Source organism: Agrobacterium sp. rho-8.1 (assembly GCF_033957725.1).
Classification (GTDB): Bacteria; Pseudomonadota; Alphaproteobacteria; order Rhizobiales; family Rhizobiaceae; genus Agrobacterium.
The window spans coordinates 196,054-219,403 of sequence record NZ_CP192788.1 but is presented as its reverse complement, the minus strand read 5'-3'; the positions used below and the strand labels follow the sequence as shown (position 1 = coordinate 219,403).

Annotated in this window: 21 protein-coding genes and 1 tRNA gene; 10 read left to right on the top strand and 12 right to left on the bottom strand. The window is 58.8% G+C overall.

The features are described 5' to 3' along the window. Positions 1–36: 36 nt before the first annotated feature. From RMR21_RS01135 to RMR21_RS01120, 4 genes are all read right to left on the bottom strand, one after another. The gene (locus RMR21_RS01135) at positions 37–1,803 is read right to left on the bottom strand and encodes a hypothetical protein (RefSeq protein ID WP_498668907.1); all 1,767 of its coding nucleotides are present in this window, start codon (positions 1,801–1,803) and stop codon (positions 37–39) included. 226 nt (positions 1,804–2,029) lie between these two features. Continuing rightward, a tRNA-Arg gene (locus tag RMR21_RS01130) sits at positions 2,030–2,106 on the bottom strand. Between the two features lie 211 nt (positions 2,107–2,317). Continuing rightward, a complete protein-coding gene (locus RMR21_RS01125; RefSeq protein WP_498670204.1) occupies positions 2,318–3,784 on the bottom strand; it encodes a sensor histidine kinase in 1,467 nt (488 codons plus the stop codon). 184 nt (positions 3,785–3,968) lie between these two features. Beyond that, positions 3,969–5,981, bottom strand: coding sequence for a methyl-accepting chemotaxis protein (locus RMR21_RS01120; protein ID WP_498668906.1), 2,013 nt, complete (start codon positions 5,979–5,981; stop codon positions 3,969–3,971). Between the two features lie 370 nt (positions 5,982–6,351). Between RMR21_RS01120 and rpmH the strand changes: the two genes are divergently transcribed. The 4 genes from rpmH to yihA are packed head-to-tail and all read left to right on the top strand — an operon-like array spanning position 6,352 to position 9,374. Beyond that, entirely contained in the window at positions 6,352–6,489 is a 138-nt protein-coding gene (gene rpmH, locus RMR21_RS01115) for a 50S ribosomal protein L34 (RefSeq protein ID WP_042616368.1), read from the top strand. A gap of 31 nt (positions 6,490–6,520) precedes the next feature. Next, positions 6,521–6,904, top strand: a complete 384-nt coding sequence (rnpA, locus tag RMR21_RS01110) for a ribonuclease P protein component (RefSeq protein ID WP_045229969.1) — start codon at positions 6,521–6,523, stop codon at positions 6,902–6,904. Further along, positions 6,904–8,709, top strand: a complete 1,806-nt coding sequence (yidC, locus tag RMR21_RS01105; RefSeq protein ID WP_498668905.1) for a membrane protein insertase YidC — start codon at positions 6,904–6,906, stop codon at positions 8,707–8,709. Before rnpA ends, yidC begins: the two co-directional genes overlap by 1 nt. Further along, entirely contained in the window at positions 8,706–9,374 is a 669-nt protein-coding gene (gene yihA, locus RMR21_RS01100; RefSeq protein ID WP_498668904.1) for a ribosome biogenesis GTP-binding protein YihA/YsxC, read from the top strand. The genes yidC and yihA overlap by 4 nt, the downstream gene beginning before the upstream one ends. A gap of 38 nt (positions 9,375–9,412) precedes the next feature. Here the strand turns inward: yihA and RMR21_RS01095 are convergent, their stop codons facing one another. After that, positions 9,413–9,793, bottom strand: a complete 381-nt coding sequence (locus RMR21_RS01095) for a hypothetical protein (RefSeq protein ID WP_498668903.1) — start codon at positions 9,791–9,793, stop codon at positions 9,413–9,415. A 214-nt stretch (positions 9,794–10,007) separates the two neighbouring features. On the opposite strand from RMR21_RS01095, the gene argB reads away from it, so the two are divergent. Further along, positions 10,008–10,892 carry an acetylglutamate kinase gene (gene argB / locus RMR21_RS01090; RefSeq protein ID WP_174151958.1) on the top strand — a complete coding sequence of 295 codons (885 nt, stop codon included), beginning with the start codon at positions 10,008–10,010 and terminating at the stop codon, positions 10,890–10,892. Between the two features lie 11 nt (positions 10,893–10,903). Here the strand turns inward: argB and RMR21_RS01085 are convergent, their stop codons facing one another. Next, a complete protein-coding gene (locus RMR21_RS01085) occupies positions 10,904–11,821 on the bottom strand; it encodes an EamA family transporter (protein ID WP_498670203.1) in 918 nt (305 codons plus the stop codon). A 105-nt stretch (positions 11,822–11,926) separates the two neighbouring features. Here RMR21_RS01085 and RMR21_RS01080 point away from each other — a divergent pair, with 105 nt between their 5' ends. The 4 genes from RMR21_RS01080 to cysK all read left to right on the top strand — a co-directional run bounded on the left by RMR21_RS01080 (position 11,927) and on the right by cysK (position 15,206). After that, positions 11,927–12,640 carry a pyrimidine 5'-nucleotidase gene (locus RMR21_RS01080; RefSeq protein WP_498668902.1) on the top strand — a complete coding sequence of 238 codons (714 nt, stop codon included), beginning with the start codon at positions 11,927–11,929 and terminating at the stop codon, positions 12,638–12,640. A gap of 103 nt (positions 12,641–12,743) precedes the next feature. Next, a complete protein-coding gene (locus RMR21_RS01075; protein ID WP_498668901.1) occupies positions 12,744–13,349 on the top strand; it encodes an EF-hand domain-containing protein in 606 nt (201 codons plus the stop codon). Between the two features lie 127 nt (positions 13,350–13,476). Then, on the top strand, positions 13,477–14,094 hold the full coding sequence (locus tag RMR21_RS01070) for a LysE family translocator (protein WP_498668900.1): 618 nt from the start codon (positions 13,477–13,479) through the stop codon (positions 14,092–14,094). A gap of 143 nt (positions 14,095–14,237) precedes the next feature. Beyond that, on the top strand, positions 14,238–15,206 hold the full coding sequence (gene cysK, locus RMR21_RS01065; protein ID WP_498668899.1) for a cysteine synthase A: 969 nt from the start codon (positions 14,238–14,240) through the stop codon (positions 15,204–15,206). 493 nt (positions 15,207–15,699) lie between these two features. Here the strand turns inward: cysK and RMR21_RS01060 are convergent, their stop codons facing one another. The 3 genes from RMR21_RS01060 to dut all read right to left on the bottom strand — a co-directional run bounded on the left by RMR21_RS01060 (position 15,700) and on the right by dut (position 18,647). Further along, positions 15,700–16,014 (bottom strand): hypothetical protein, encoded by a 315-nt coding sequence (locus RMR21_RS01060; protein ID WP_498668898.1) that lies wholly within the window; start codon positions 16,012–16,014, stop codon positions 15,700–15,702. 477 nt (positions 16,015–16,491) lie between these two features. Further along, positions 16,492–18,024 (bottom strand): YifB family Mg chelatase-like AAA ATPase, encoded by a 1,533-nt coding sequence (locus tag RMR21_RS01055; RefSeq protein WP_498668897.1) that lies wholly within the window; start codon positions 18,022–18,024, stop codon positions 16,492–16,494. Positions 18,025–18,176: 152 nt separating this feature from the next. Continuing rightward, the gene (dut, locus tag RMR21_RS01050; RefSeq protein WP_498668896.1) at positions 18,177–18,647 is read right to left on the bottom strand and encodes a dUTP diphosphatase; all 471 of its coding nucleotides are present in this window, start codon (positions 18,645–18,647) and stop codon (positions 18,177–18,179) included. A gap of 90 nt (positions 18,648–18,737) precedes the next feature. On the opposite strand from dut, the gene RMR21_RS01045 reads away from it, so the two are divergent. Continuing rightward, positions 18,738–20,321 carry a peptide chain release factor 3 gene (locus tag RMR21_RS01045; RefSeq protein ID WP_498668895.1) on the top strand — a complete coding sequence of 528 codons (1,584 nt, stop codon included), beginning with the start codon at positions 18,738–18,740 and terminating at the stop codon, positions 20,319–20,321. 251 nt (positions 20,322–20,572) lie between these two features. On the opposite strand, the gene gshB is transcribed toward RMR21_RS01045, so the two are convergent. From gshB to RMR21_RS01030, 3 genes are all read right to left on the bottom strand, one after another. After that, positions 20,573–21,529 (bottom strand): glutathione synthase, encoded by a 957-nt coding sequence (gene gshB, locus RMR21_RS01040; protein ID WP_498668894.1) that lies wholly within the window; start codon positions 21,527–21,529, stop codon positions 20,573–20,575. Between the two features lie 103 nt (positions 21,530–21,632). Continuing rightward, complete coding sequence (locus RMR21_RS01035; RefSeq protein WP_498668893.1) at positions 21,633–22,139, bottom strand: cupin domain-containing protein; 507 nt, start codon at positions 22,137–22,139, stop codon at positions 21,633–21,635. A 102-nt stretch (positions 22,140–22,241) separates the two neighbouring features. Continuing rightward, entirely contained in the window at positions 22,242–23,348 is a 1,107-nt protein-coding gene (locus RMR21_RS01030) for a sn-glycerol-3-phosphate import ATP-binding protein UgpC (protein ID WP_498668892.1), read from the bottom strand. Positions 23,349–23,350 lie beyond the last annotated feature (2 nt).

The following is a 23,350-nucleotide window of genomic DNA, read 5'->3' as shown; positions in this document are numbered from 1 at the left end:
CCTACGTTCTCGGTTGTAATCCGGCAATCAAAAGGTTTAAGCGATTTTCACGGCATGTAACGGATTGCCGAGCGACAGGTTGTTTTTTTGCTCTCGCTGCAAGGCGGTGAGTTTTGGACCCCAGGCAGGAATAAGCTCTGCGATCGCATCTGCCGCGATTTTCAGATTGTCCAGCGTCGGCATGGTCGTTGGCGGATCGAACCGATCGAGCCCGGACATGAAGTGACCGAACGTCTCGCGCATGGCAGCGATGATTATCCGGGCAAGGTCACTGAATTCGTTGTCCTGCTGCAGAACCTTGAGGCGGTGGTTATCGTGAACGGTCAGGACGGCCGATCCATCGAGAGACGCGTTCAGGGCTTCGAAGAAAATCCGGTATTCGTGGAAGTCCTTCAGGACAAGCGTCTCAGGAAGGTACTCCGTGGCATTCGCAAGTTTGGGTTCGCCTATCAGAACGCAAGGCGTGATGGCGTTCCCGCGCCCCATCCGCTGTACAATTGTCCCCAACGACCTGCCGGTCCCGACGAAATCGACGAGTAGATTGTGACGTCCCAGCCTGCCCTGAAAATATGCCTCGTACTCAGCGGATTCGATGTAGCAGACCGATCTGGAAATGCGGACATATTCCGAGTGTGGCATGCCTGTCTTGGCAAAATGGCGTGAAGACACCATCTCGTGCCAGAGGTTACAGTCGCGAGCGGCCATCAAAACCTTATCGGCACCCTGCTGCTCAACCAGCAGCCTGATCCAGAACGCGCCGAGGATCATGAGCGGAATATTGACCGAGGCCTGAGCATTCAACGCATGGCGAATGTGAATATTGCGATGAAACACATGTAGGCGTGTTTCCCGCACGGCATGGGCATAGGGTCCAAGACCGATCGAGTGAAGAATTTCCTCGGTCCGGTCCCATTTGGAAATGGTGACGAAATTCACGCCGATACCAAAGCTCGACGGGCTTATGATATCGGCCTGGATGTTGTCACCGAAATGGCTGCGCAGTTGATAGGTATCGAGAATTTGCGGCCATATCAGCTTGTGATGCTTGCCGTAATTGCTGAGGTAGAGCTTGTTGTCGAGGCCGCATTTTTCCTTGAGGACGCGCTCGATGAAGGCGTAGGGCAGATACATGTCGGAAATGACGATATCATTGGCATTGACCCGTGCCACCACATCGCCAATCGGGAAAAGGTGATCCCACTCCTCCTCAAGCTCCATCCACTTGAGCACATTCGCCTGCTTTTCCGTCAGAAAAGCATCCGCGACCATCATGATGTAGATATCATCGAGCCCGTAGCGACGGTGCCCGAACATGCTCATTTCCACTCTGTGGCGTTTGTCCGCAAAGCCCACGACACCGGCCTTGCGCTCAACGATACGGAAAATTTCCAGAGGATCATGACAGCGGCGGGCAACCAGCGTATCGAAAAGATCGAAGCTCTGGATTTTGGTATGGCTGTCGGATGAATTTTCTTCGAGAATGTGGAAATTGCTGGTTTGCTCGTATCCCGATGCAGGGTCAAGAAAATAACCGCCGAGCCTGATCACGCCATCCGTGCCGGGCTGCGAGGACAACCGGCATGTGATCCCGCCATCCTTGTCCAGAATGTTCACACACGTTCCATCCATCTCCCAGAACATTTCATTCGGGTGACTGTAGCCGATCAGGAACCCGTTCTTGTGGAACACGAAGTCTTCGCTGATAACCGTGTCGTTCTCTGCGACCCGGAACGTAAATGTTCTTGAAAGAAGCTGGTCTGCGGTAACGGATATGGAACCTTTCGGCTCCGAAATATTGATCATCTGTTGTTCCGCCTCTGGAATATCGAACAACACTAGGATTTTAAGCTTGCCTCAGCCTAACCAAACCACCGACGCAGGCCAGTCTAGCCCTGGCAGAACAACCATTACTTCGGACGGGAAATGATCGAGCAAAGGCGCAATATTCATCGCTTAAGGCGAAACCAGAAACTGTCGCATCTGCGACGTATCGTTACGACAATCAGTACTGGGATTTTAAGTTAGAAAATGGCGCACCCGGAACGATTCGAACGTCCGACCCTCAGATTCGTAGTCTGATGCTCTATCCAGCTGAGCTACGGGTGCGTGCCGTGGAAGCGTGTTCCGTTGGCGTGGCGATCCTCTAAAACGTCCGGGGAATGAATGCAAGTCATTTCACTGGAAAATTGTCATTTTCCTGCAATGATATTTCCAAGCCATTGAAATCGATCATGATTTGATAGGACTGCAACAGAGGTGCGAAACTGCCCCCCGACCGTGACCGTCGACCCGGCGCGTCGAAAGCAGGCGCGTCAATTCACTCCGACGGGCTCGAATGCTGGTCCTTCTTGGGGCTGTCGGGGATTTCGATACGAAACTGGGTGCCGTTGCCGGATTTTTCCACCAGCGCGATCGTTCCCTTGTGGGAGAGCACCAGTTCTCGAGCGATAACCAGACCAAGACCGGTGCCACCGGAACGGGCTGAACCACGGAAGGCCGAGAACAGGTTCTCTCTTGCCTTTTGCGGCATGCCCGGGCCGTTGTCGTCGATGACGATGCTGACCACGTCTCCATTGCGCTGGGCGGCAATCGTCAGCCGTTTATCGGGGTATACCTCGCCACTGGCCTGTTGCAGGGCCTGCACGGCATTGCGACAGAGATTATAGAGGACGCGAAACAGCTGCTCGCCGTCGGCATCGATGAGCGTGCCCGGCGAAACATTGTCCACCAGATCGATCGCAGCTGCGGGATCGATGGCAATGATGTCCTTGACGTCCTGCACCAGTTCACTCAGGTCTGTCAGCCGTCTTTTCGGCGTACCTTCTGTCGCCTGCCCGTAAACCAGAACTGCGCTGGTATAGCCCACGGCGCGATCAATCGTGCGCAGAAGCTTCGGGGCAAAACTTCGCACCATCGGGTCCTCGACATCCACCAGACGGTCGGACATCAGCTGCGCCGACGACAGAATGTTGCGCATGTCGTGGTTGATCTTGGAGACGGCCAGGCCGAGATCGGCAAGATTTTTCTGCTGTTTCAGGGTCTTTTGGAGCTGGGTCTGCATATCCGCCAGATGTCGCCCGGCCACGGCCAGCTCGTCGCTACCTTCCTCAGGCTTGAAGACGTTGGCGGGATCATCCGGCTGTTCGGAAAACACCTGCATACCTGCCGTCAGTCGACGGATCGGGCGAATAAGAATGCGGTTGATCGATACGAAAATCAGGCTGGCCGTGATGAGTGAGAGCGCAACCGAAATCATCAGCACGTTGCCCGCATAGGCGATCATTGCGGCACGCAGTTTATGCTCACCGATGACGATTTCGATGATCATGTTGCTATCGCCGATCACGTCGAACACGCGAATGACCCGGTTGCCGCCAAACAGAAGCACGGAGAAGGCGTCGCGCACGGCTTCCAGCTGCGAAACGCCTGACAGATCATACTGATCGTCGACGCTCGGCGGCACTTCAGTTGCTGCTAGAAGCGTCGAGGTGCCGTCTTTCTTCAGCGCGATCAGCTTGGCGCCGGTGGCCAGCAGCGTGTCGTTCTGTACGCTGCGGGGCAACTCGGTTTGCAAACCGTCGATTACCACGCCAGCCGCCGCAGCGGTGTTCAAGCGGTCGCGCAGCCAGGAGAGGCGCATATTGGCAACGGAGGGGACGAAGATCAGCACTTCGGCAATCATGACGAAGATGACCGTCAAGAGCAGCAGGCGACCGGACAAGCCCTTCGTCAAGGCGGGCACCTCGGTCTGCGGGTCCGCGGTCTGACGGTCGGTCCTGTTCATGACGGTCGAAAACACCAGGCCTGTTCCTGTTGATACGTGGCCTCTGGTTTCATATCGGCGCAGGCGTGTAATTCCAAGAGATATTAAGGCGTCCGCACCGTTTTCCAAGCTGCCGCGATACCAAGGCCAAACAAAAACGCCGCCATCTCTGGCGGCGTCATGATCATTATGCCCTATGTGAGGCTTAAAACTCCTGCCACTCGTCTCGGGATTGCGCGACGGCGGCGTTGCCCTTGAAGGCGCGCGACACATTTCCCATCATCTTTCGGGCAGGAGACGCGACCGGGGCAGAGCGAGCCGACGCGGCGACAGGCCGGTAAGAGGATGCCGACGCGGTTTCGTTACCGAGGCGGAAGCGTCCGACCAGCGAGACGAGGTTTTCGGCCTCGCCGCTGAGCTTATGGGTCGCAGCCGAGGTCTCTTCCACCATGGCGGCATTGCGCTGCGTGACCTGATCCATCTGGTTGATGGCCGTGTTGACCTCCTGAAGACCGGTCGACTGTTCCTTGGCTGCGGTGGCGATCGAATGGATATGGTCGTTGATACCGACAACGCGGGTTTCCATCTCGTCCAGTGCTTCGCCCGTGCGCTTGACGAGCGTCACGCCACGCCCAACTTCGTCACCCGACTTGGTGATGAGTGTCTTGATGTCCTTGGCAGCGTTTGCTGAGCGTTGCGCAAGCTCGCGGACTTCCTGCGCCACGACCGCAAAGCCCTTACCGGCTTCACCGGCGCGCGCTGCTTCCACGCCAGCATTCAGCGCCAGCAGGTTGGTCTGGAAGGCGATCTCGTCGATGACGCTGATGATCTGGCTGATTTCACGCGAAGCCTGCTCGATGCGTCCCATGGCGGCGACCGCTTCGCGGACGACCTTGGCGGATTCAGTGGTCTTTTCCTTGGTTTCGGACACCATGACGCTGGCTTCCTGAGCGCGCGCCGTCGAACTGCGGACAACTGCGGTAATCTCGTCGAGAGCAGCGGAGGTTTCTTCCAGAGCCGCCGCCTGCTGCTCGGTCCGCTTGGACAGATCGTCTGCGGCGGAGCGCAGTTCGTTGGCATTGCCGTTGATGCTCTCGGTGCTGCCACGAACTTCGGAGATGGTACCCTTCAGCTTGGAGAATGTCTCATTCACATTCGATTGAAGCTCGGCAAACACGCCGTGGAAACTTCCGTTCATCGTCTGCGTCAGGTCGCCCTGCGCCAGGCTTTCGATGACGCGGCCGGTCTCGGTCACGCCGGTATCGACGCTGACCAGCAACGCGTTGATGTTGGTGGCGAAGCGGTTGAGATTGTCGTCACCGTAGTCCTTGGTGATGCGGCTGGTGAAATCACCGGCAGCAGCAGCACTCACGACCTCGGCCATGCCTGCCTGCAAATCATCGCTCTTGGCTCGCATTGCCGTTTCCTGTGCGTTCATGCGGCGCACTTCCAAACCGTTGCGTTTGAAGACTTCGACGGCAGCCGCCATCTCACCGATTTCGTCCTTGCGGCCAAGATAGGGAACGTCTGTGTCGAGCTTGCCCTCGGCAACGGAATTCATCGCGTTCGATACGTTGAGGATAGGGGCACTGAGCTCCTTCGAGCCGATGTAAAGACCAAGGGCGGACCCGGCGATGACACCACCGGCTGTCACGAAGACGACAACGAGAAAGATCATCTCGCCAAAGCTTTCGATGCTTATCTTGACTGCGGCAAGCTCCTGCATGTCGGACTTCACGACGGCATCGATATCGGCCTGGTAGGCCTTGCGATTTTCACGGTTGGCTTCGTTGTTGCCCTGCGTGTTGGCGTCCTGCGGGCTGACCTCGCGTCCCAGACGCGCCGTTTCCGTGCGGAACGTGCGGAAATCCCCGAAAAGCTTGTCGATATTGGCAAATGCCGCGACCTGGCTGGCGGGAACGCGTGGTTTCCAATCCTTCAGCAACGCATCCATGTCGTTGAGGTTTTTGATGATGCCATCGGCGAATTTTGCGGCCGCTTCCTTGTCCTTGGCGGCGTAGACACCGCGCGCCTCCATGACGACAGCAGTAACAAGACGGTTCAATGTCTCTCCACGGCGCGCTCGGTCAGCAATCGCATCCAGAGCGACAGTCTGTGTCTGGTATTCCTTGACCGCATAGATCGACAGTCCGCCGATCGTGCACGCCACGAGACTCAAAAGCCCCACCAGAAGATTAATTTTTCCCCGAATTCTCACTGCGTATCCCCTTACAAAGCGCCCCCCTCACACGGATGTGAGAACGCAGACGAACAGATAGTTCGCCATGACAACATTTATCGCTCTACTCTTAAAAATTAATTTCGAATTTGACGGGTCGCTGCTTTACTCTTGAAATGAAGACCTAACTGCCCGACTTACACGACGTGGCGGGTTGAGATCGCTCTGGTGTCCTTGACCGCGCCGCACAGGTTTGACCGGCAGCGATTGACTTTCCAGCCCGGAAGCCCTTATAAGCCCGCACGTTCGGGCATTTTCCGCTTGCGCTGATGGTCTGAACGTCAATCGAAACGCTCTTGTCCCACAAGGGGCAAAGTCAAGAAGGGCCGCACCCCGCGGTATTAAATAAATGTCTAAGCGTACTTTCCAGCCATCCAAGCTTGTTCGCAAGCGTCGTCATGGTTTCCGCTCCCGCATGGCAACTGCCGGCGGTCGCAAGGTTCTTGCCGCTCGCCGCACACGCGGTCGCGCACGTCTTTCGGCCTAATTGGGCCGCAGCCCGATGAAAGTCGTGGCATATGACGCATGACAGACACATACCCGGTCGGTTGAAAAACCGACCGGAGTTTCTTGCTGTCCAGGCAGGAGAAAAAAGACGAGGCAGCACTTTCCTTCTCGAAGTGCTGGATCGGAAGCAGCCCGAAACCGCTCCAAGGGTCGGTTTCACCGTAACGAAACGGCAGGGAAACGCGGTTGAACGCAACCGCATGCGACGCCGTTTGAAGGAAGCCGTCAGGCTTTCAGCCGGGTCTTCCATGAAGCCCGGACTTGACTATGTGATTGTCGCCCGCAGGGACGTATTGAAGACCGAATTTGCCGTACTGGAACACTTGCTCACAGAGCGGATCGAGGGACGCGCGAAATCAGGCCGCTCCCGGGAGACCCGCTCCAGGAAAGAATGATGGAAAAAAACCGCAACTACTTCATCGCGATAGGCCTTTCGGTTGTCATCGTGCTAGCCTGGCAGTTCCTGTACATGAACCCGCGCATCGAGCAGCAGCGCCGTACCGAGGAGGCTCGTCAGGCCCAGCAGGCGACGCAGCAGAGCCAGCAAACGACAACGAACGCCGCTCCCGGCGCCCCGGCGCCAGCGGGTGCTTTGCCCGGCGCAACCGCCCAGCAGGCGGCAACCGTTTCGCGTGACGAAGCACTCGCCAAGTCCCCACGCGTTCAGATCGAAACCAACGCCATTCAGGGCTCCATCAATCTGACCGGCGCACGTCTGGACGATATCCGCCTCAAGGATTACCACGAGACGGTGGACGATTCGAGCCCGCTGATCACCCTGTTCTCGCCGTCGGATACCCGTGACGGCTACTTTACCGAACTTGGTTACATCGCCGGTGAAGCGGTGGGCACTGTTCCCGGTCCCTCCACTGTCTGGACGGCGGCTTCCGGTTCCAAGCTGACGGAAACGACACCGGTTGCGCTGACCTTTACCAACGACAAGGGCGTGGTCTTTACCCGCACGCTTGCCATCGACGATCACTACATGATCACGATCACCGACAAGGTTGAAAACCCTGGCCAGGAGCCGATTTCGTTTTCGACCTACGGTCGCATCACGCGTAACAACAAGCCTGCCACGCCTCCGGTTTTCGTGATTTTCGAAGGCTTTCTCGGCGTTGCCGGTGCAGACGGAAGTCTGGCGGAAGAAAGCTACAAGAACGTCGAGGAAAAGCCCTTCACATCGCCAAAGGCGACTGGTGGCTGGCTTGGCATTACCGACAAGTACTGGGCAGCAGCCATTGTCCCGCCGCAGACCGTTCCTGTCGAATCCCGCTACACCCATTTCACAGATGGTCAGCCGCGCTATCAGGCAGACTACCGCGCCGACGCAGTGACCGTCGCTCCGGGCCAGTCGATCGAATTGAAGAACCTCGTCTTCGCAGGCGCCAAGGAAGTTCCGCTGGTTGATCGTTACGAGGCTGAATACAGCATTCCGAAGTTCGATCTGCTGATCGACTGGGGCTGGTTCTACTTCATCACCAAGCCGATGTTCAAGCTGATGGACTTCTTCTTCCGTCACATCGGCAATTTCGGCCTTGCGATCCTTCTGACCACCATCGTCGTCAAGCTTCTGTTCTTCCCGCTGGCGTCCAAGCAATACGCTTCCATGGCCAATATGAAGCGCATGCAGCCGAAGATGGAAGAGCTGAAAGCCAAGCACGGCGATGACCGCATGGCCATGCAGCAGGCCATGATGCAACTCTACAAGGAAGAGAAGATCAATCCGGTGGCCGGTTGCTGGCCGATGCTGTTGCAGATTCCGGTGTTCTTCGCGCTCTACAAGGTCATCTACGTCACCATCGAAATGCGGCATGCGCCGTTCTTCGGCTGGATCCACGACCTGTCCGCTCCCGATCCGACATCGCTGTTCAACCTTTTCGGTCTTCTGCCTTATGACGTTCCGCACTTCCTGATGATCGGCGTCTGGCCCATCATCATGGGCATCACCATGTTCATGCAGATGCGGATGAACCCGACACCTCCAGATCCGACACAGGCGATGATCTTCACCTGGATGCCGCTGATCTTCACCTTCATGCTGGCGTCCTTCCCTGCCGGTCTCGTCATCTACTGGGCGTGGAACAACACTCTGTCGATTTCCCAGCAGGCCGTGATCATGAAGCGCCACGGTGCCAAGATCGAGCTGTTCGACAACATCAAGGGATTGTTCAAACGAAAGCCGGTGGAAACCAAATGACGGGCGACAATAAAAGCGGTCAGCCGGCGACGGAAAAGCCGCTGTTCGGGCGGCCCTGGATTTTCATTCGCGGTGTACCAGCCATGAAGTTCCTGCCACCCGAAGGACCGCCTGAAATCGCATTCGCCGGGCGCTCCAACGTCGGAAAGTCGTCGCTCATCAACGCGCTCGTCGGCCATAAGGGGCTGGCGCGCACGTCGAACACGCCGGGCCGTACGCAGGAACTGAACTACTTCGTTCCTGAAGGCTATTCGGGTGAAGCGGGTGATCTTCCGCCCATGGCGCTGGTCGATATGCCGGGTTACGGCTATGCGCAGGCGCCAAAGGACCACGTGGATGCCTGGACGAAGCTGGTGTTCGATTACCTGCGTGGCCGCGCAACGTTGAAGCGCGTCTACCTGCTGATCGATTCGCGCCATGGCATCAAAACCAATGACGAGAATGTTCTGAATATCCTCGACAAGGCGGCCATCTCCTACCAAGTCGTGCTGACCAAAACCGACAAGATCAAAGATGTCGGCGTCCCACGCCTGATCAACGAGACCCTGGAAAAAATCCGCAAGCGTCCGGCGGCATACCCCGAGGTTCTGGCAACATCATCAGAGAAATCTGTGGGGATGGATTTCCTGCGCGCTGAAATCTGCAGGACAGTTGGCGCCAAGTGACAGTGATGAGGTGGCTACGGTCACCTCACAACAGCCGCTCAAGCGACTGCAAACAGCAGCACCATCGCCCAAAGCATCGCCGCAACTGTCGTCAATCGCCAGAAGCGCGCAGAATTCCAAAGCGACAAGACGATCGAAAATCTCCCGTAAATGCTGCGGTGCAGCTTGTCATGGGGACGGCGCAGGGCGTGGTCCAGAGACGCGTCCCTGAGATAGTCAGAGAACACCCGACGCTCACGCTTGTCGTTTTCTGCAAGGCCATTCTTCCAGCGGCGCACGGTCGCGGCGAACTGACGGTCCGTTTTGATGCGTCTGGCAAGGGCCGCTCGGGCCTCGTCGGATAACGCTCCCAACACATATTCGCCTGCTAGCACCTCATCGCGCAACCCGCTTGGCTTCTCCCGATCCGGCAAGGTCATTCGTCGTCGAACTCCTGGCTTGGTGCGTAGCCCAACCCGCTGGCGACGCACATCTCCCCTTTTGCAAAGCTGGTCTGATTGGCCTTGCATGTCAATCGTTGCTGATGAACGACGCGATCACGTTTCAACTTTCTGTGCCTGCGTGACTGTCCGTTGTTTCATCCGTCAAAAACTTGGGTTAAAAGCGCCACAATCAACGACGAGGTGATTTCCCATGACGTCTTCCGAAAGCGAAATGCAGGCTCGACTTCTGGCGCAGGCCCTGCCCTTCATGCAGAAATACGAGCACAAAACCATCGTCGTAAAATATGGCGGCCATGCCATGGGCGATACGAGCCTTGGCAAAGCCTTCGCCGAAGACATCGCTCTTCTCAAGCAATCGGGCATCAACCCGATCGTCGTTCACGGCGGCGGACCGCAGATCGGCGCGATGCTGAGCAAGATGGGCATCGAATCGAAATTCGAGGGCGGCTTGCGGGTCACCGATGCCAAAACGGTCGAAATCGTCGAAATGGTTCTGGCCGGTTCGATCAACAAGGAAATCGTTGCCCTCATCAACCAGACCGGCGAATGGGCCATCGGTCTCTGCGGCAAGGACGGCAACATGGTTTTTGCCGAAAAGGCCAAGAAGACCGTCATCGATCCCGACAGCAACATCGAGCGTGTTCTCGACCTGGGTTTCGTGGGAGAAGTCGTCGAAGTCGACCGCACGCTGCTTGATCTTCTCGCCAAGTCCGAGATGATCCCGGTCATCGCACCGGTGGCGCCTGGGCGTGACGGTGCGACCTACAACATCAATGCCGACACCTTTGCCGGTGCCATCGCCGGCGCGCTGCATGCCAGCCGCCTGCTGTTCCTGACAGATGTCGAAGGTGTTCTCGACAAGAACAAGGAACTGATCAAGGAATTGACGGTGTCGCAGGCCCGCGCGCTGATCAAGGACGGCACGATTTCCGGCGGCATGATTCCCAAGGTCGAAACCTGCATCGAAGCCATCAAGGCGGGCGTTCAGGGCGTCGTCATTCTCAACGGCAAGACGCCCCACTCGGTTCTGCTGGAAATCTTCACGGAAGGCGCGGGCACACTCATCGTTCCCTGAACCCTTGTCGCTCAGCCAAATGCGAGCAATGACAAAACGCCAAGCACGATCAACAGGCACCCTGTCACTTCCAGCCTGTTGATCTTTTCCTTGAAGAAAAACACCGTCGAGGCGAAGGCGAACAGCATTTCCACCTGCGCCAGCGCCTTGACCACTGCGGCTTGTTGAAGCGTCATGGCCGTGAACCAGCCGAACGATGCAGTGGCGCCTACGAACCCCACAGCAATGCCCGGTCTCCACGCCTTGGCGATACGCGGCAATTCGGAACGCTCCCGCCATACGAGCCAACCCAGCATGCACAGCGTCTGCATGACGATGACCACGACCAGCGTGAAACTCGCCTGCATCACGGCATCCGGTCTTTCCAGACTTGGGGCGAGCGAAAGTGACGCCGAGCGATAGGCCACCGAAGACAAGCCGAAAAAGGCACCGGATGCCAGCCCGATGCCTGCAGTGCGGCTGAAAATCGACGTCAGAATGGATGTCGGAGAAAGCTCTGTTCGCGCAACGGAAATCAGCATCACCCCCGCGACCGATATCGCAATGGCCAGCACCGTGCCGGAACTGACGCTCTCGCCCACGACAATCAGGGCGATGATGGCGGCCTGTGCCGGTTCCGTGCGGGAATAGGCCGTGCCCACTGCAAAGTTTCGCAGGGAAAACAGGTGAACCAGCAGAAATGTTGCGACGATCTGCGCCATGGCACCGACCACCGCCCACATTGCGAATGCAGCATTGGTGGATGGGAGCGGCTTACTCAGCCCGAAGTGCAGAAAGGCGAGATAGGCAAGCGCGAAGGGCATGCCGAAACCAAAGCGCATGAACGTCGCGCCTGTCGTTCCCATGCTTGCCTTTAAGTGCTTTTGCAAGGTCGAGCGCACGTTCTGCAAAAACGCGCTGACAAAGGTAATGCCGATCCAGAGTTCCATGGAATGGCGGTACCACGGGCTTTGCGCGTCCGCCAAGGTCGCTTTTCTCGCACGGCGTCGCCTTTTCCGTTTTCTTTGCAGTCCAGCCATTGCATAAGAATGGGCATGAGCACGAAACCGAAAAATGAGCCGAATCCCGCCGATTTCTCCCATGTGAGCGAATGGGTGTTCGATCTCGACAACACGCTTTACCCGCATGAGGTAAACCTGTTTTCGCAGATCGACACAAACATGACGGCCTATGTCGCCGAACTGCTCGAACTGGCACCCGACGAAGCGCGCAAGCTTCAAAAGCAGTATTACCATGAGCATGGCACCACGCTTCAGGGGTTGATGATCAATCACGGCATCGATCCCAATGCTTTTCTGGAGCGGGCGCATGCCATCGATTATTCCATGCTTGCGCCAAACCCCGAGCTGGGTGAGGCGATCAAGGCGCTGCCGGGCCGTAAGTTCATTCTGACCAATGGCAGCGTGCCGCATGCGCAGGCAGCCGCCGGTGCGCTGGGTATTCTCGACCACTTCGAGGATATCTTCGATATCGTCGCGGCCGATTATCTGCCCAAGCCCGCCAGCGCGACCTATGAGAAGTTCGCAGCCCTTGCCAAGCTCGACACGACCAAAGCGGCGATGTTCGAAGACCTGCCGCGCAATCTCGTGGCACCCAAGGCGCTGGGCATGAAGACGGTGCTGCTGGTGCCGCGCAATCTCGAAGGCGTCATCATGGAGCGCTGGGAAATTCCCGCCGCAAGCGACGAACACATCGATTTCATCACCGATGATCTGACAGGCTTTCTCAAGGCATTGCCGATGACATGACCCGCATTACCGATTTGTCATGCACATTGCTGATGTTTAACTGGTGAAGGCGGAACGGCGACACTACCTTTCCATCAGGGACAGCATTTGAAAGGTACACACCATGACAATTCGTAAATTTGCGCTGACAGCTCTTGGAGCGGCTCTGGTGCTTGGAACGACAGCACCCATGTCGATGGCGGCACCGCGTGGCCCCGGCCGAGACGGCCCGCCCATGCGCCCGGAACTGGCCTATGTCTATCTGCTGAAAACGGCCGATACAAATAAGGACGGCAAGGTCTCCAAGGAAGAGTTCACAGCCCGCCAGGACGCCTTGTTTACCGAGATCGATGCCAACAAGGACGGTTCGATCACGCCCAAGGAAATGCGCGATAATCGTCGGGAGAAGATGGAGGCATACCGTGCCGCCAACCCGCGCCCAGAGCGCGAAGACGCCAAGGGTCCCGATGGCAAGAAGGGTGGCCCGGAACAAGCCGACCGCAAGGGCGAGCCAGGCCGCAAACACGAAGGACGCGAAGGCGGCAAGGGTGGCAAAGGTGGTCCTGGCGGCCGGATGAACGCCATGTTCTCCATGGTCGACACCGATGGCAACGGCCAGATCAGCAAGGCCGAATTCACGGCGGCTGGCGAGAAAATGTTCACACGTCTCGACAAGAACACTGACGGCGTCATCAGCATCGACGACATGCCGGATCGCCCGTTCCTCTGATCCGACCGCTCGCCGAATGACATCCAGCAAAGCCCGCCACGTGCGGGCTTTGTCCGTTTCAGGTCTGCTCTGTTCAAACGCTGTCTTCATGCTATAGCGATGTCTCCTGTTTTCGAAGGATATGACCGTGAGCCTCGCCAGCCTTTTCGCCTACGCCACCGCCCTTTTCATTGCAGCGGCCATTCCCGGCCCGGGCATGACGGCCATCGTGGCGCGGGCTCTGGGGTCCGGCTTTCGCGAAACCTTCTTCATGGGGCTGGGTCTCGTGCTGGGCGATATGGTCTATCTGACCGCCGTCATCCTGGGTCTCGCCTTTCTGGCGCAGACGTTTCAGGAAGCCTTCATGGTCCTGAAGATCGCAGGCGCCATCTATCTTCTTTACATCGCCTGGAAACTCTGGACAGCAGGGATTTTGCCGAAGGATCTGCAGGCGAAGAAGAGCACCAGCATCGCCATGTCGTTTCTATCGGGCCTGCTCATTACGCTTGGTAACCCGAAGACCATGCTGTTTTACGTGGCGCTGGTGCCGACGCTGATCGATATCCGCGTCATCGGCAGCACCGAATACATTACCCTGCTGGCAGTGACCTTCACCGTGTTGATGGCCGTGCTGCTGCCCTATATTCTGCTGGCCTCCAAGGCCCGAACCCTGTTGAAGCGTCCCAGCGCACTCACCATCCTCAACCGCACCGCCGCCGGGATTTTAGCAGCGACAGCAGCGATGATCGCCACCCGCGCGACGTGAAATGATCGTATCGGCAACGCGGCGATTTTGAGAACGATATACCAGGAAAGATGCTACATACGCATTCTCGTTCTCTAGCGTCATCGGATCATTCCTCCTATTCTGCGCAAAATTCTGATGCATTTGCACAATGGGAGCCTGTCATGTCTGAAGCCAGAAAACCGGGACGCGGACGGATCTATTCCTCGATCACGGAGACGATCGGCGACACGCCGCTGGTGCGTCTCGACAAGCTGGCCAATGAAAAGGGCGTGAAGGCAACAATCCTGGCGAAGCTCGAATTCTTCAACCCCATTGCTTCGGTCAAAGACCGGATCGGCGTTGCGATGATCGAGGCGCTGGAAGCGCAGGGCAAGATTACCCCCGGCGTGACGACGCTGATCGAGCCGACGTCGGGCAACACAGGCATCGCGCTGGCTTTTGCCGCCGCAGCCAAGGGCTACAAGCTGATCCTCACCATGCCCGAGACCATGTCCATCGAACGGCGCAAGATGCTGGCGCTGTTGGGTGCCGAACTGGTTTTGACCGAAGGCCCCAAGGGCATGAAGGGCGCGATCTCCAAGGCGCATGAACTGGCCGAAACATTGCCCAATGCGATCATTCCGCAGCAATTCGAGAACCCGGCCAACCCGGATGTGCACCGCAGGACGACGGCCGAGGAAATCTGGAACGATACCAATGGTGACGTCGATATCTTCATTTCCGGCGTCGGCACGGGCGGCACGATCAGCGGGGTCGGCCAGGTTCTGAAATCCCGCAAGCCTGAGATCAGGGTCGTGGCCGTCGAACCCGCCGACAGCCCGGTTCTCTCGGGCGGCACCCCGGGCCCACATAAGCTTCAAGGCATCGGCGCAGGCTTTGCGCCCAACGTTCTCGATACGAAAATCTACGACGAAATCATCACCGTCACCAATGACGAAGCATTCGAAACTGCCCGCCTCGTTGCCCGCCTCGAAGGTGTGCCCGTCGGTATTTCCTCCGGTGCTTCACTTGCTGCCGCCATCAAGATCGGTGCGCGGGACGAGAATGCCGGCAAGACCATGGTCGTGATCATTCCGTCGTTTGCCGAGCGATACCTGTCGACGGCGCTGTTTGAGGGTTTGGAGTTTTGAGGGTTTTTTTGGTTCTTTGATGGAGCGTTGAGGGTGAGGTGCGCTCCGTCTGCCGATGCGGATTCTTATTAACGTCGCGGATGCGGCTTACCCCCCTCTGCCCTGCCGGGCATCTCCCCCACAGGTGGGGAGATCGAAGCGCGGTTAACTCTCGCTCCTCTTGAACGTTGAAGATGAGGCGGCTGCGGGCTCCGTGCTTCCACCCATCCTGTCAAAAACACCGGCCAGCCTTTCACGCAAGCTTCGCCGTTCACGCGGCAGCATCTGCCCGTGGTTTGCTCTCTTCTCAGGGTCCACGGCCTTGTCGGCCATGGTATTCGGACGGGGCGCTGCAAGCTGCCTCGTTGGGGTAGAATAGTATTGGCACCTTTCAGCGCCCCGTTCAGCGGTTTGTGCCCGCCTGCGATCCTCTTGCCACGGCTGGCGCATCCCGGACGGCGAAGGGCCGAAACCCTGCCGGTTGACCGGTCGGACATGTTCAAGGTCCAACCCTTCACCTCCGGGCAGCGGGGGCTTCGTTGCCGAAATGCCCCGCCTGCCAGTTCGGCCACATCTGCCCTTTCTCCCCTGTCGAGGATGTCGGGCAGATGCAGCGTTTGCCTGTGTACCGCCTGACTTTCGCTTCAAACTCCTCGCGGTCGCGTTCGACCAGGAGCCGATGAGCTGTCGGTACACCCGGCGGCGGGCGGACAGGAGCGGCAATGCCTGGATCTCGAAACCCGTCAGGATATTCGAGGCAGGCATGCCGATCCGGTCCGAACATCTGGCGCGGTGCACCGGCCGGTCCGAAACCGGTGCCACGCCCCACCCGTTGCCGCCGGGGGGATTCGCTGCCGGACCCCGGCGATGAGGGGTTGCGTACCCCTTCACCACCAGCGCCGGTCCCGCCTCGCCGCAACGCCTTGCGGTGTATCCGAGGGCGGAACGGGACAAGTGTGCGGGCGATTCGCGACCCGTGGAGAAAACTGCGGGGGGATTTTTTGCTGTTTTTCTCGGTTTTTTGGTAAGGTATTGATTTGGTTGGGAAGTATTTTTGGTGTGGGTGGTTGGGCGCACATCGTGAGACTTGAGGGTGGGGCTTACCCCCCTCTGGCCTGCCGGCCATCTCCCCCTCAGGTGGGGAGATCGATTCGTGGTTGGCTCTCGGCCATCTTTACCGTTGCGGATAGAGCGGAGGGGCATGCGGTTTGCCGATCTCCCCCCTTGAGGGGGAGATGTCCGGCAGGACAGAGGCGGGTGAGTGGCTGGCACGGCGGTTACCGTATATTACCGACCTCGACCTCGCTCACGCCGCCGCCGTCAAACGCTCACCTGCGATACGATAGGAAATCGCTTCCGCCAGATGAATGCGGCCAACGGTCGACTTGTCGTCCAAATCGGCCAGGGTGCGGGCGACCTTGAGGATGCGGTGGTAGCCTCGGGCGGAGAATTTCAGTTTTTCGGCGGCGTCGCGGAGGAGTTGCAGGCCTGGCGCATCGGGTTCACCGAATTTTTCGATCAGCGCCGTGGAGCAACGGGCATTGGTGCGGATGCCGTTGAAACCGGCACTCGCGAAACGGTCCTGCTGCAGATCACGAGCGCGGGCCACGCGACGCGCGACATCGGCGCTGGCTTCGGCCGCCATGGGGCGGATGAGGTCGGCCGCTGAGACAGCGGGGACCTCGATGCGGATATCGATACGGTCCATCAGCGGGCCGGATATGCGCTGTTGATAATCGGTCAGGCAGCGCGGCCCTCTGGCGCAGGTAAAGCCGGGTTCGCCCGCCATGCCGCATTTGCACGGGTTCATGGCAGCAACCAGTTGGATTTCTGCGGGATAGCTGACACGGTGATTGGCGCGGGCAATGATGCATTCTCCGGTTTCCAGCGGCTGACGCAGCGCATCCAGAGACTGGGGTGAAAATTCCGGGAACTCATCGAGAAAGAGCACGCCGTGATGGGCAAGCGACGCCTCTCCGGGTCGCGCCCGCAGGCCACCGCCGACAAGGGCTGCCATGGTGGCGGAATGATGCGGGGTGCGGAACGGGCGACGATCCGACAACTTGCCACCGGAGAGTTGCCCAGCGATGGAATGGACCATGGACACTTCCAGCAATTCCGCAGCCGACAGCGGCGGCAGGATGGAGGGAAGGCGCGAGGCGAGCATGGATTTGCCCGAACCGGGCGGACCGACCATCAGGAGATTATGCCCACCAGCGGCGGCCACCTCCAGCGCGCGCTTGGCACTTTCCTGCCCCTTGATATCGGCCAGGTCAGGCAGGTTGGCGGGATGCGCGCGGATGGCGGGAACAGGACGTGAGAGGCGCTGTGTTCCGCGAAAATGATTGACGAGAGCGATCAGGCTGCGCGGAGCGAGAATATCGAAATTGGAACCGGCCCATGCGGCTTCTCCACCACTGTCTGCCGGGCAGATCAGCCCTTTGCCCTGCCCGTTTGCGCCGATGGCGGCCGGCAGCGCGCCGGACACGGCGCCGATGGTGCCATCCAGATTAAGCTCGCCCAGAACGACATAGGAATCCAGCGCATCGGCGGGAATGGCACCCAAGGCGGCCATCAAGCCCAGCGCGATGGGCAAATCGAAATGACTGCCCTCTTTTGGCAAATCAGCCGGAGCGAGATTGACCGTGACTTTCTTTGCTGGAAGCGCCAGACCAGAGGCATGCAGGGCCGCCTGCACCCGCTCCCGGCTTTCGGCCACGGCCTTGTCCGGCAGGCCGACGATCTGCATCCCGACCTTGCCGGGTGCGACCATGACCTGAACTTCGACGGGCACGCCCTCTATGCCCTGAAATGCCACCGTATTGACGCGCGCGACCATCTAAGCCCCCAACAGGCGGACTTTAGAAAACGCGCAATCAAGCGTGTAAGTGTCCGCCCATGCAACCTTGCACAACGCAAACCAGAAAACAAGAACAAGAAGTGAACAATTTCACTTGGCACGTGCAAAAATGGCGCGTCCTTGTGAGAGCGTCACACGCCGGTTGAGCCGAAGCCGCCGGTGCCACGGGCCGTATCGGAGGTCTCGCTCACCTCGAGAACCGAAACGTGGGTGACGGGTGCTATAACCATCTGGGCGATGCGCATACCACGCTCGATCACGAAATCCTCTTGGCCCAGATTGGCGAGGATGACTTTGACCTCTCCGCGATAATCGCTGTCCACCGTTCCCGGCGAATTGAGGCAGGTGATGCCGTTCTTGATGGCGAGGCCGGAGCGTGGGCGGATTTGCGCCTCAAAGCCCTTCGGCACTTCGAAGATGAAGCCGGTGGGCACCAGCGCGCGGGCGCCCGGTGTCAGCACCAGCGGCGCGTCCCCGGCGACGGCGGCGCGCAGATCCATGCCAGCTGCTCCCAACGTCTCGTAGGAAGGCAGCTCGATGCCCTCTGCATGGTCCAGACGAACGAGATTGAGGGCGGGACGATTTTGGTTTTCTTTGGTCATGCGGCATTAGTTTTCCGTTGCAGGGCCAAGGTCAATTGCAAAAGCGGCCCCGAAACGCTAGATACCGCGCAATTCCACAGGATTTGTTTGATGCCCGAAACACTCGCAGAGGCGGTTTCCCGCCGCCGCACCTTCGCTATCATCGCGCACCCGGACGCCGGTAAGACGACGCTGACCGAAAAGCTGCTGCTGTTCGGCGGTGCCATTCAGCTGGCCGGTGAAGTGAAGGCGAAGAAGGATCGCATCCAGACGCGGTCCGACTGGATGAAAATCGAGCGCGAGCGCGGCATCTCGGTCGTGACCTCGGTGATGACGTTCGAATATGACGACAAGGTCTACAATATTCTCGACACGCCGGGCCATGAAGACTTTGCTGATGATACCTACCGCACGCTGACGGCGGTGGATGCAGCCATCATGGTCATCGATGCTGCCAAGGGTATCGAACCGCGGACGCTAAAACTGTTCGAAGTCTGCCGCATGCGCGACATTCCCATCATCACCTTCGTCAACAAGATGGACCGCGAAAGCCGCGACATCTTCGAAATTCTCGATGAGATCGAGGAGAAGCTGGCGCTGGACACGGCGCCGATCACCTGGCCGATCGGTCGTTCGAAGAGCTTCTGCGGCTCCTATTATCTGGCCAGCAACATGGTGCGTGGCTCTGACACGGAAGTCGAGGCAACCCAGGCCAATGGTCCTCAGGACGTGGCCAGCCGGTTGCCGGAAAACGAGCGCGCGGCCTTTATCGAGGAAACGCAGCTGGCGCTGGAAGCGTGCCGCCCGTTCAACCGCGAGGCCTTTCTGGAGGGGCATCTGACACCGGTCTTCTTCGGCTCAGCACTGCGCAACTTCGGCGTTCGAGACCTGATCAACGCTCTCGGCGACATTGCGCCGCCACCGCGCGACCAGGTGGCCGATACGAGAACGGTTCACGCGGCCGAAGAAAAAATGACGGCCTTCGTTTTCAAGATTCAGGCCAATATGGACCCCAACCACCGCGACCGCATTGCTTTCGCGCGCATCTGCTCCGGAAAGCTGGAGCGCGGCATGAAGGCGCGGCTGGCGCGCACCGGCAAGCAAATGGGCCTGACGGCACCGCAATTCTTCTTCGCCTCGCAGCGTCACATTGCCGACACGGCCTTTGCGGGCGATGTGGTGGGTATTCCCAACCACGGAACCCTGCGCATCGGCGATACGCTGACCGAAGGGGAGAACCTCGTCTTCCAGGGCGTGCCGAACTTCTCGCCGGAAATTTTGCGCCGTGTGCGTCTCGAAGATGCGATGAAGGCGAAGAAGCTGAAGGAAGCGCTGCACCAGATGGCCGAAGAAGGCGTCGTGCAGCTGTTTTCACCCGAGGACGGCTCCCCGGCCATCGTCGGCGTCGTCGGTGCGTTGCAGCTGGATGTTTTGAAGGAACGGCTGATGGGCGAGTATGGCCTGCCGGTTTCGTTCGAAATGTCACGTTTCTCGATCTGCCGCTGGATATCGTCGGATCAGGCTGCGGATATGGAAAAATTCCTGACCGTGAAGCGCGGCGATATTGCCCGCGATCTGGATGGCGACCCGGTGTTTCTGGCGCAGGATGCGTTCTCTCTGCGCTACGAGTCCGAACGCTATCCAGCTATCAAGATGGCCGCGATCAAGGAGTATCACGTCGCCAAGGCGGCGTGAGTTTGAATTTGGCTTAAGGTCGGCGGTTGGTGTCAGTGGGCTTGGCTTACCCCCCTCTGCCCTGCCGGGCATCTCCCCCTCACGTAGGGAGATCGACTCGTGGATGGCGCCCGACCATCTCGAAGGCTGCGGATAGAGTGAGGAGCATGCGACTTGCTGATCTCCCCCCTTGAGGGGGAGATGTCCGGCAGGACAGAGGGGGGTAAGCCCCACCCAATGCCGCCTAAATCATGCGTTTTTTCTACGCCATTTCAGCCATGAGCGTCGCGTTTGCGCTCGATGGCGTCCCAGAGCAGGCTGGCGACATCGGCGCCGCCGAATTTCTTGACTTCGCGGATGCCCGTGGGTGACGTGACGTTGATTTCCGTCATGTAATCGCCGATGACATCGATGCCGACGAAGAGGAAGCCGCGTTCGCGCAATGCTGGGCCGATGCGCTGGCAGATTTCCTTTTCGCGCGCCGTGAGCTCTGTCGGTTCAGGGCGGCCACCGGCGTGCATGTTGGAGCGGGCGTCGTTTTCCGCAGGCACGCGATTGATCGCACCGACAGGCTCGCCATCCACCAGGAGGATGCGCTTGTCGCCCTTGCGAACGTCGGGCAGATATTGCTGGGCGATGTAGGGTTCGCGGAACATCTGGCCGAACATTTCCAGAAGCGAGGAGAAGTTGCGGTCATCGCGGGTGGAGTGGAAGACGCCAGCGCCGCCATTGCCGTAGAGCGGCTTCAGGATCATGTCGCCCATCTCCTCGCGGAAGCGGGCGATCTCGCTCACATCCTTGGTGATGAGTGTCGTGGGCATGAGATCGGCGAATTCGGTGACGAAGATCTTTTCCGGCGAATTGCGCACCCATGCCGGATCGTTCACCACCAGCGTCTTGGGGTGGATACGCTCCAGGAGATGGGTGGAGGTGATGTAGGCCATGTCGAAGGGCGGATCCTGGCGCAGATGAATGACATCCATGGTGGCGAGATCGACGCGCTCCGGTTCGGCCAAGGAGAAGTGGTCACCCTTGATGTCGCGCAGTTCCATCTGCTCGACCGTGGCGTAAATCTTGCCATCGCGCATCGACAGACGATCCGGCGTGTAATGGAACAGGCGGTAACCGCGGGCCTGGGCCTCAAGACTGATCGCAAAGGTGCTATCACCAGCAATGTTGATGCCGGAGACATGATCCATCTGGATCGCGACGTTCTTGATTTTGGCCATGCGCAGTTTCCTTTTGAAAGCCCGAAATGTGTAGGGCAGGCAAGCTTCAAAGGCAACTGCTACGGAGTGGCGTATCTATGAGTTTTATTGACGGCTTCGCGGCTTAAAGCGACGGGGTTTTGGCTGGCAACAGCTTGTTCTTCAAGCGGTATGCAAAGGCGATCGGCGAAGGGAAAGGGCGGCGCAGGAAGGCAACTTTGCGCACGTAAGTATCCACCCGCCATGTGGCCCAGGTGCCGGCCTTGAAATAGGCGACGTCGCCCGCACCGAGGTGATGCACGGAGCCGTCTTGCGCCGTGACATGCACCTCGCCCTCGACGATATGGACGGTTTCGTCCCAGGCGAAGAACCAGCGGAAGGTACCAGCCGTACAATCCCACAGAGCAGTATAGGCGGCGCGATCTGCGCTTCTGGAATGGTCTGCCATGCGGGCAACGGGTTCGCCTGCGATGATCCAGTCCGGGTTGATGGGGGCTGGCTGCATGTTCAGGCCGCTGGAAGCAGCTGACACGACGGTCTGCGTCCGCCCGGCACTCCTGGTGCGCGGCATCAGCGGCACGGCGCGGGCCGCCATTGCAGCCACACTTGCGATCATGACATGAAAAACCATATTGCGTCCCCACCTTGCAATGGAAACGCCTTAGCACATATCGAGTAAGAATGCTCTTCCTTAAATTGAGACAATTTTAACGACGTGCATTTCCAGCCGACTTTAATGGGCCGCGACGAGCTGCTCCGCTGGCTGACGCGGCATGACATCGGCGCTGGTCGTGATGCGCTTGCCGGTCTCATTGTCGAAGAAATGCAGCTTTTCGCGCGCAATCGCCAGCAACATCTCCTGCGGCATCTCGGTTTCGGAGGCGCAAGCCACAGTCAGAACCTGATCGCCCACCATGCCATGGAGGAGACGCTGCGAGCCGAGTTCCTCGATATAATCCACGCGGAAAGGGATGCCCTGTTCACCGGCGCGGGCAATCCGCAGGTCTTCTGCGCGCATGCCGACCGTGACAGGGCCGGACGCCGGGGCATAACCATTGAGCGAAAGAACCGTCGGGCCGATGGCGAGACTGTCGCCGTGCAATTCGCCTGCCAGAAGGTTCATGGCGGGCGAGCCGATGAAGCTGGCGACGAAGGTGGAGGCGGGCTTGTGATAGACCTCCAGCGGCGCGCCGATCTGTTCGATGCGACCGGCATTCAGCACCACCAGGCGGTCTGCCAGCGTCATGGCTTCCAGCTGGTCGTGGGTGACGTAGATGGAAGTGGTGCCGAGGCGGCGTTGCAGGCGCTTGATCTCACCGCGCATCGAGACACGAAGCTTGGCATCGAGGTTGGACAGCGGCTCATCGAAGAGGAAAGCGGCCGGTTTGCGCACGATGGCGCGACCCATGGCAACGCGCTGGCGCTGGCCACCGGAGAGAGCGCGGGGTTTGCGATCCAGATAGGGCTGAAGCTCCAGCATGCGGGCGGCTTCCGCCACACGCGCATCGATCTCGGCCTTCGGCGTCTTGCGGTTTTTCAGGCCGTATTCCAGATTTTGGCGCACTGACATATGCGGGTAGAGCGCGTAGTTCTGGAACACCATGGCGATGTCGCGGTCTGCGGGCTCCACGTCATTGACGACGCGGTTGCCGATGCTGACCTTGCCTTGCGAGATCTCCTCAAGGCCGGCAACCATGCGCAGCAACGTGGACTTGCCGCAGCCCGAGGGGCCGACGAGGACGATGAATTCGCCGTCCTTGATGGATATATCCACGTCATGCACGGCGCGTATGCCGTTGGAGTAATCCTTGCAGACCTGGGTGATTTCGATCTCGGCCATAA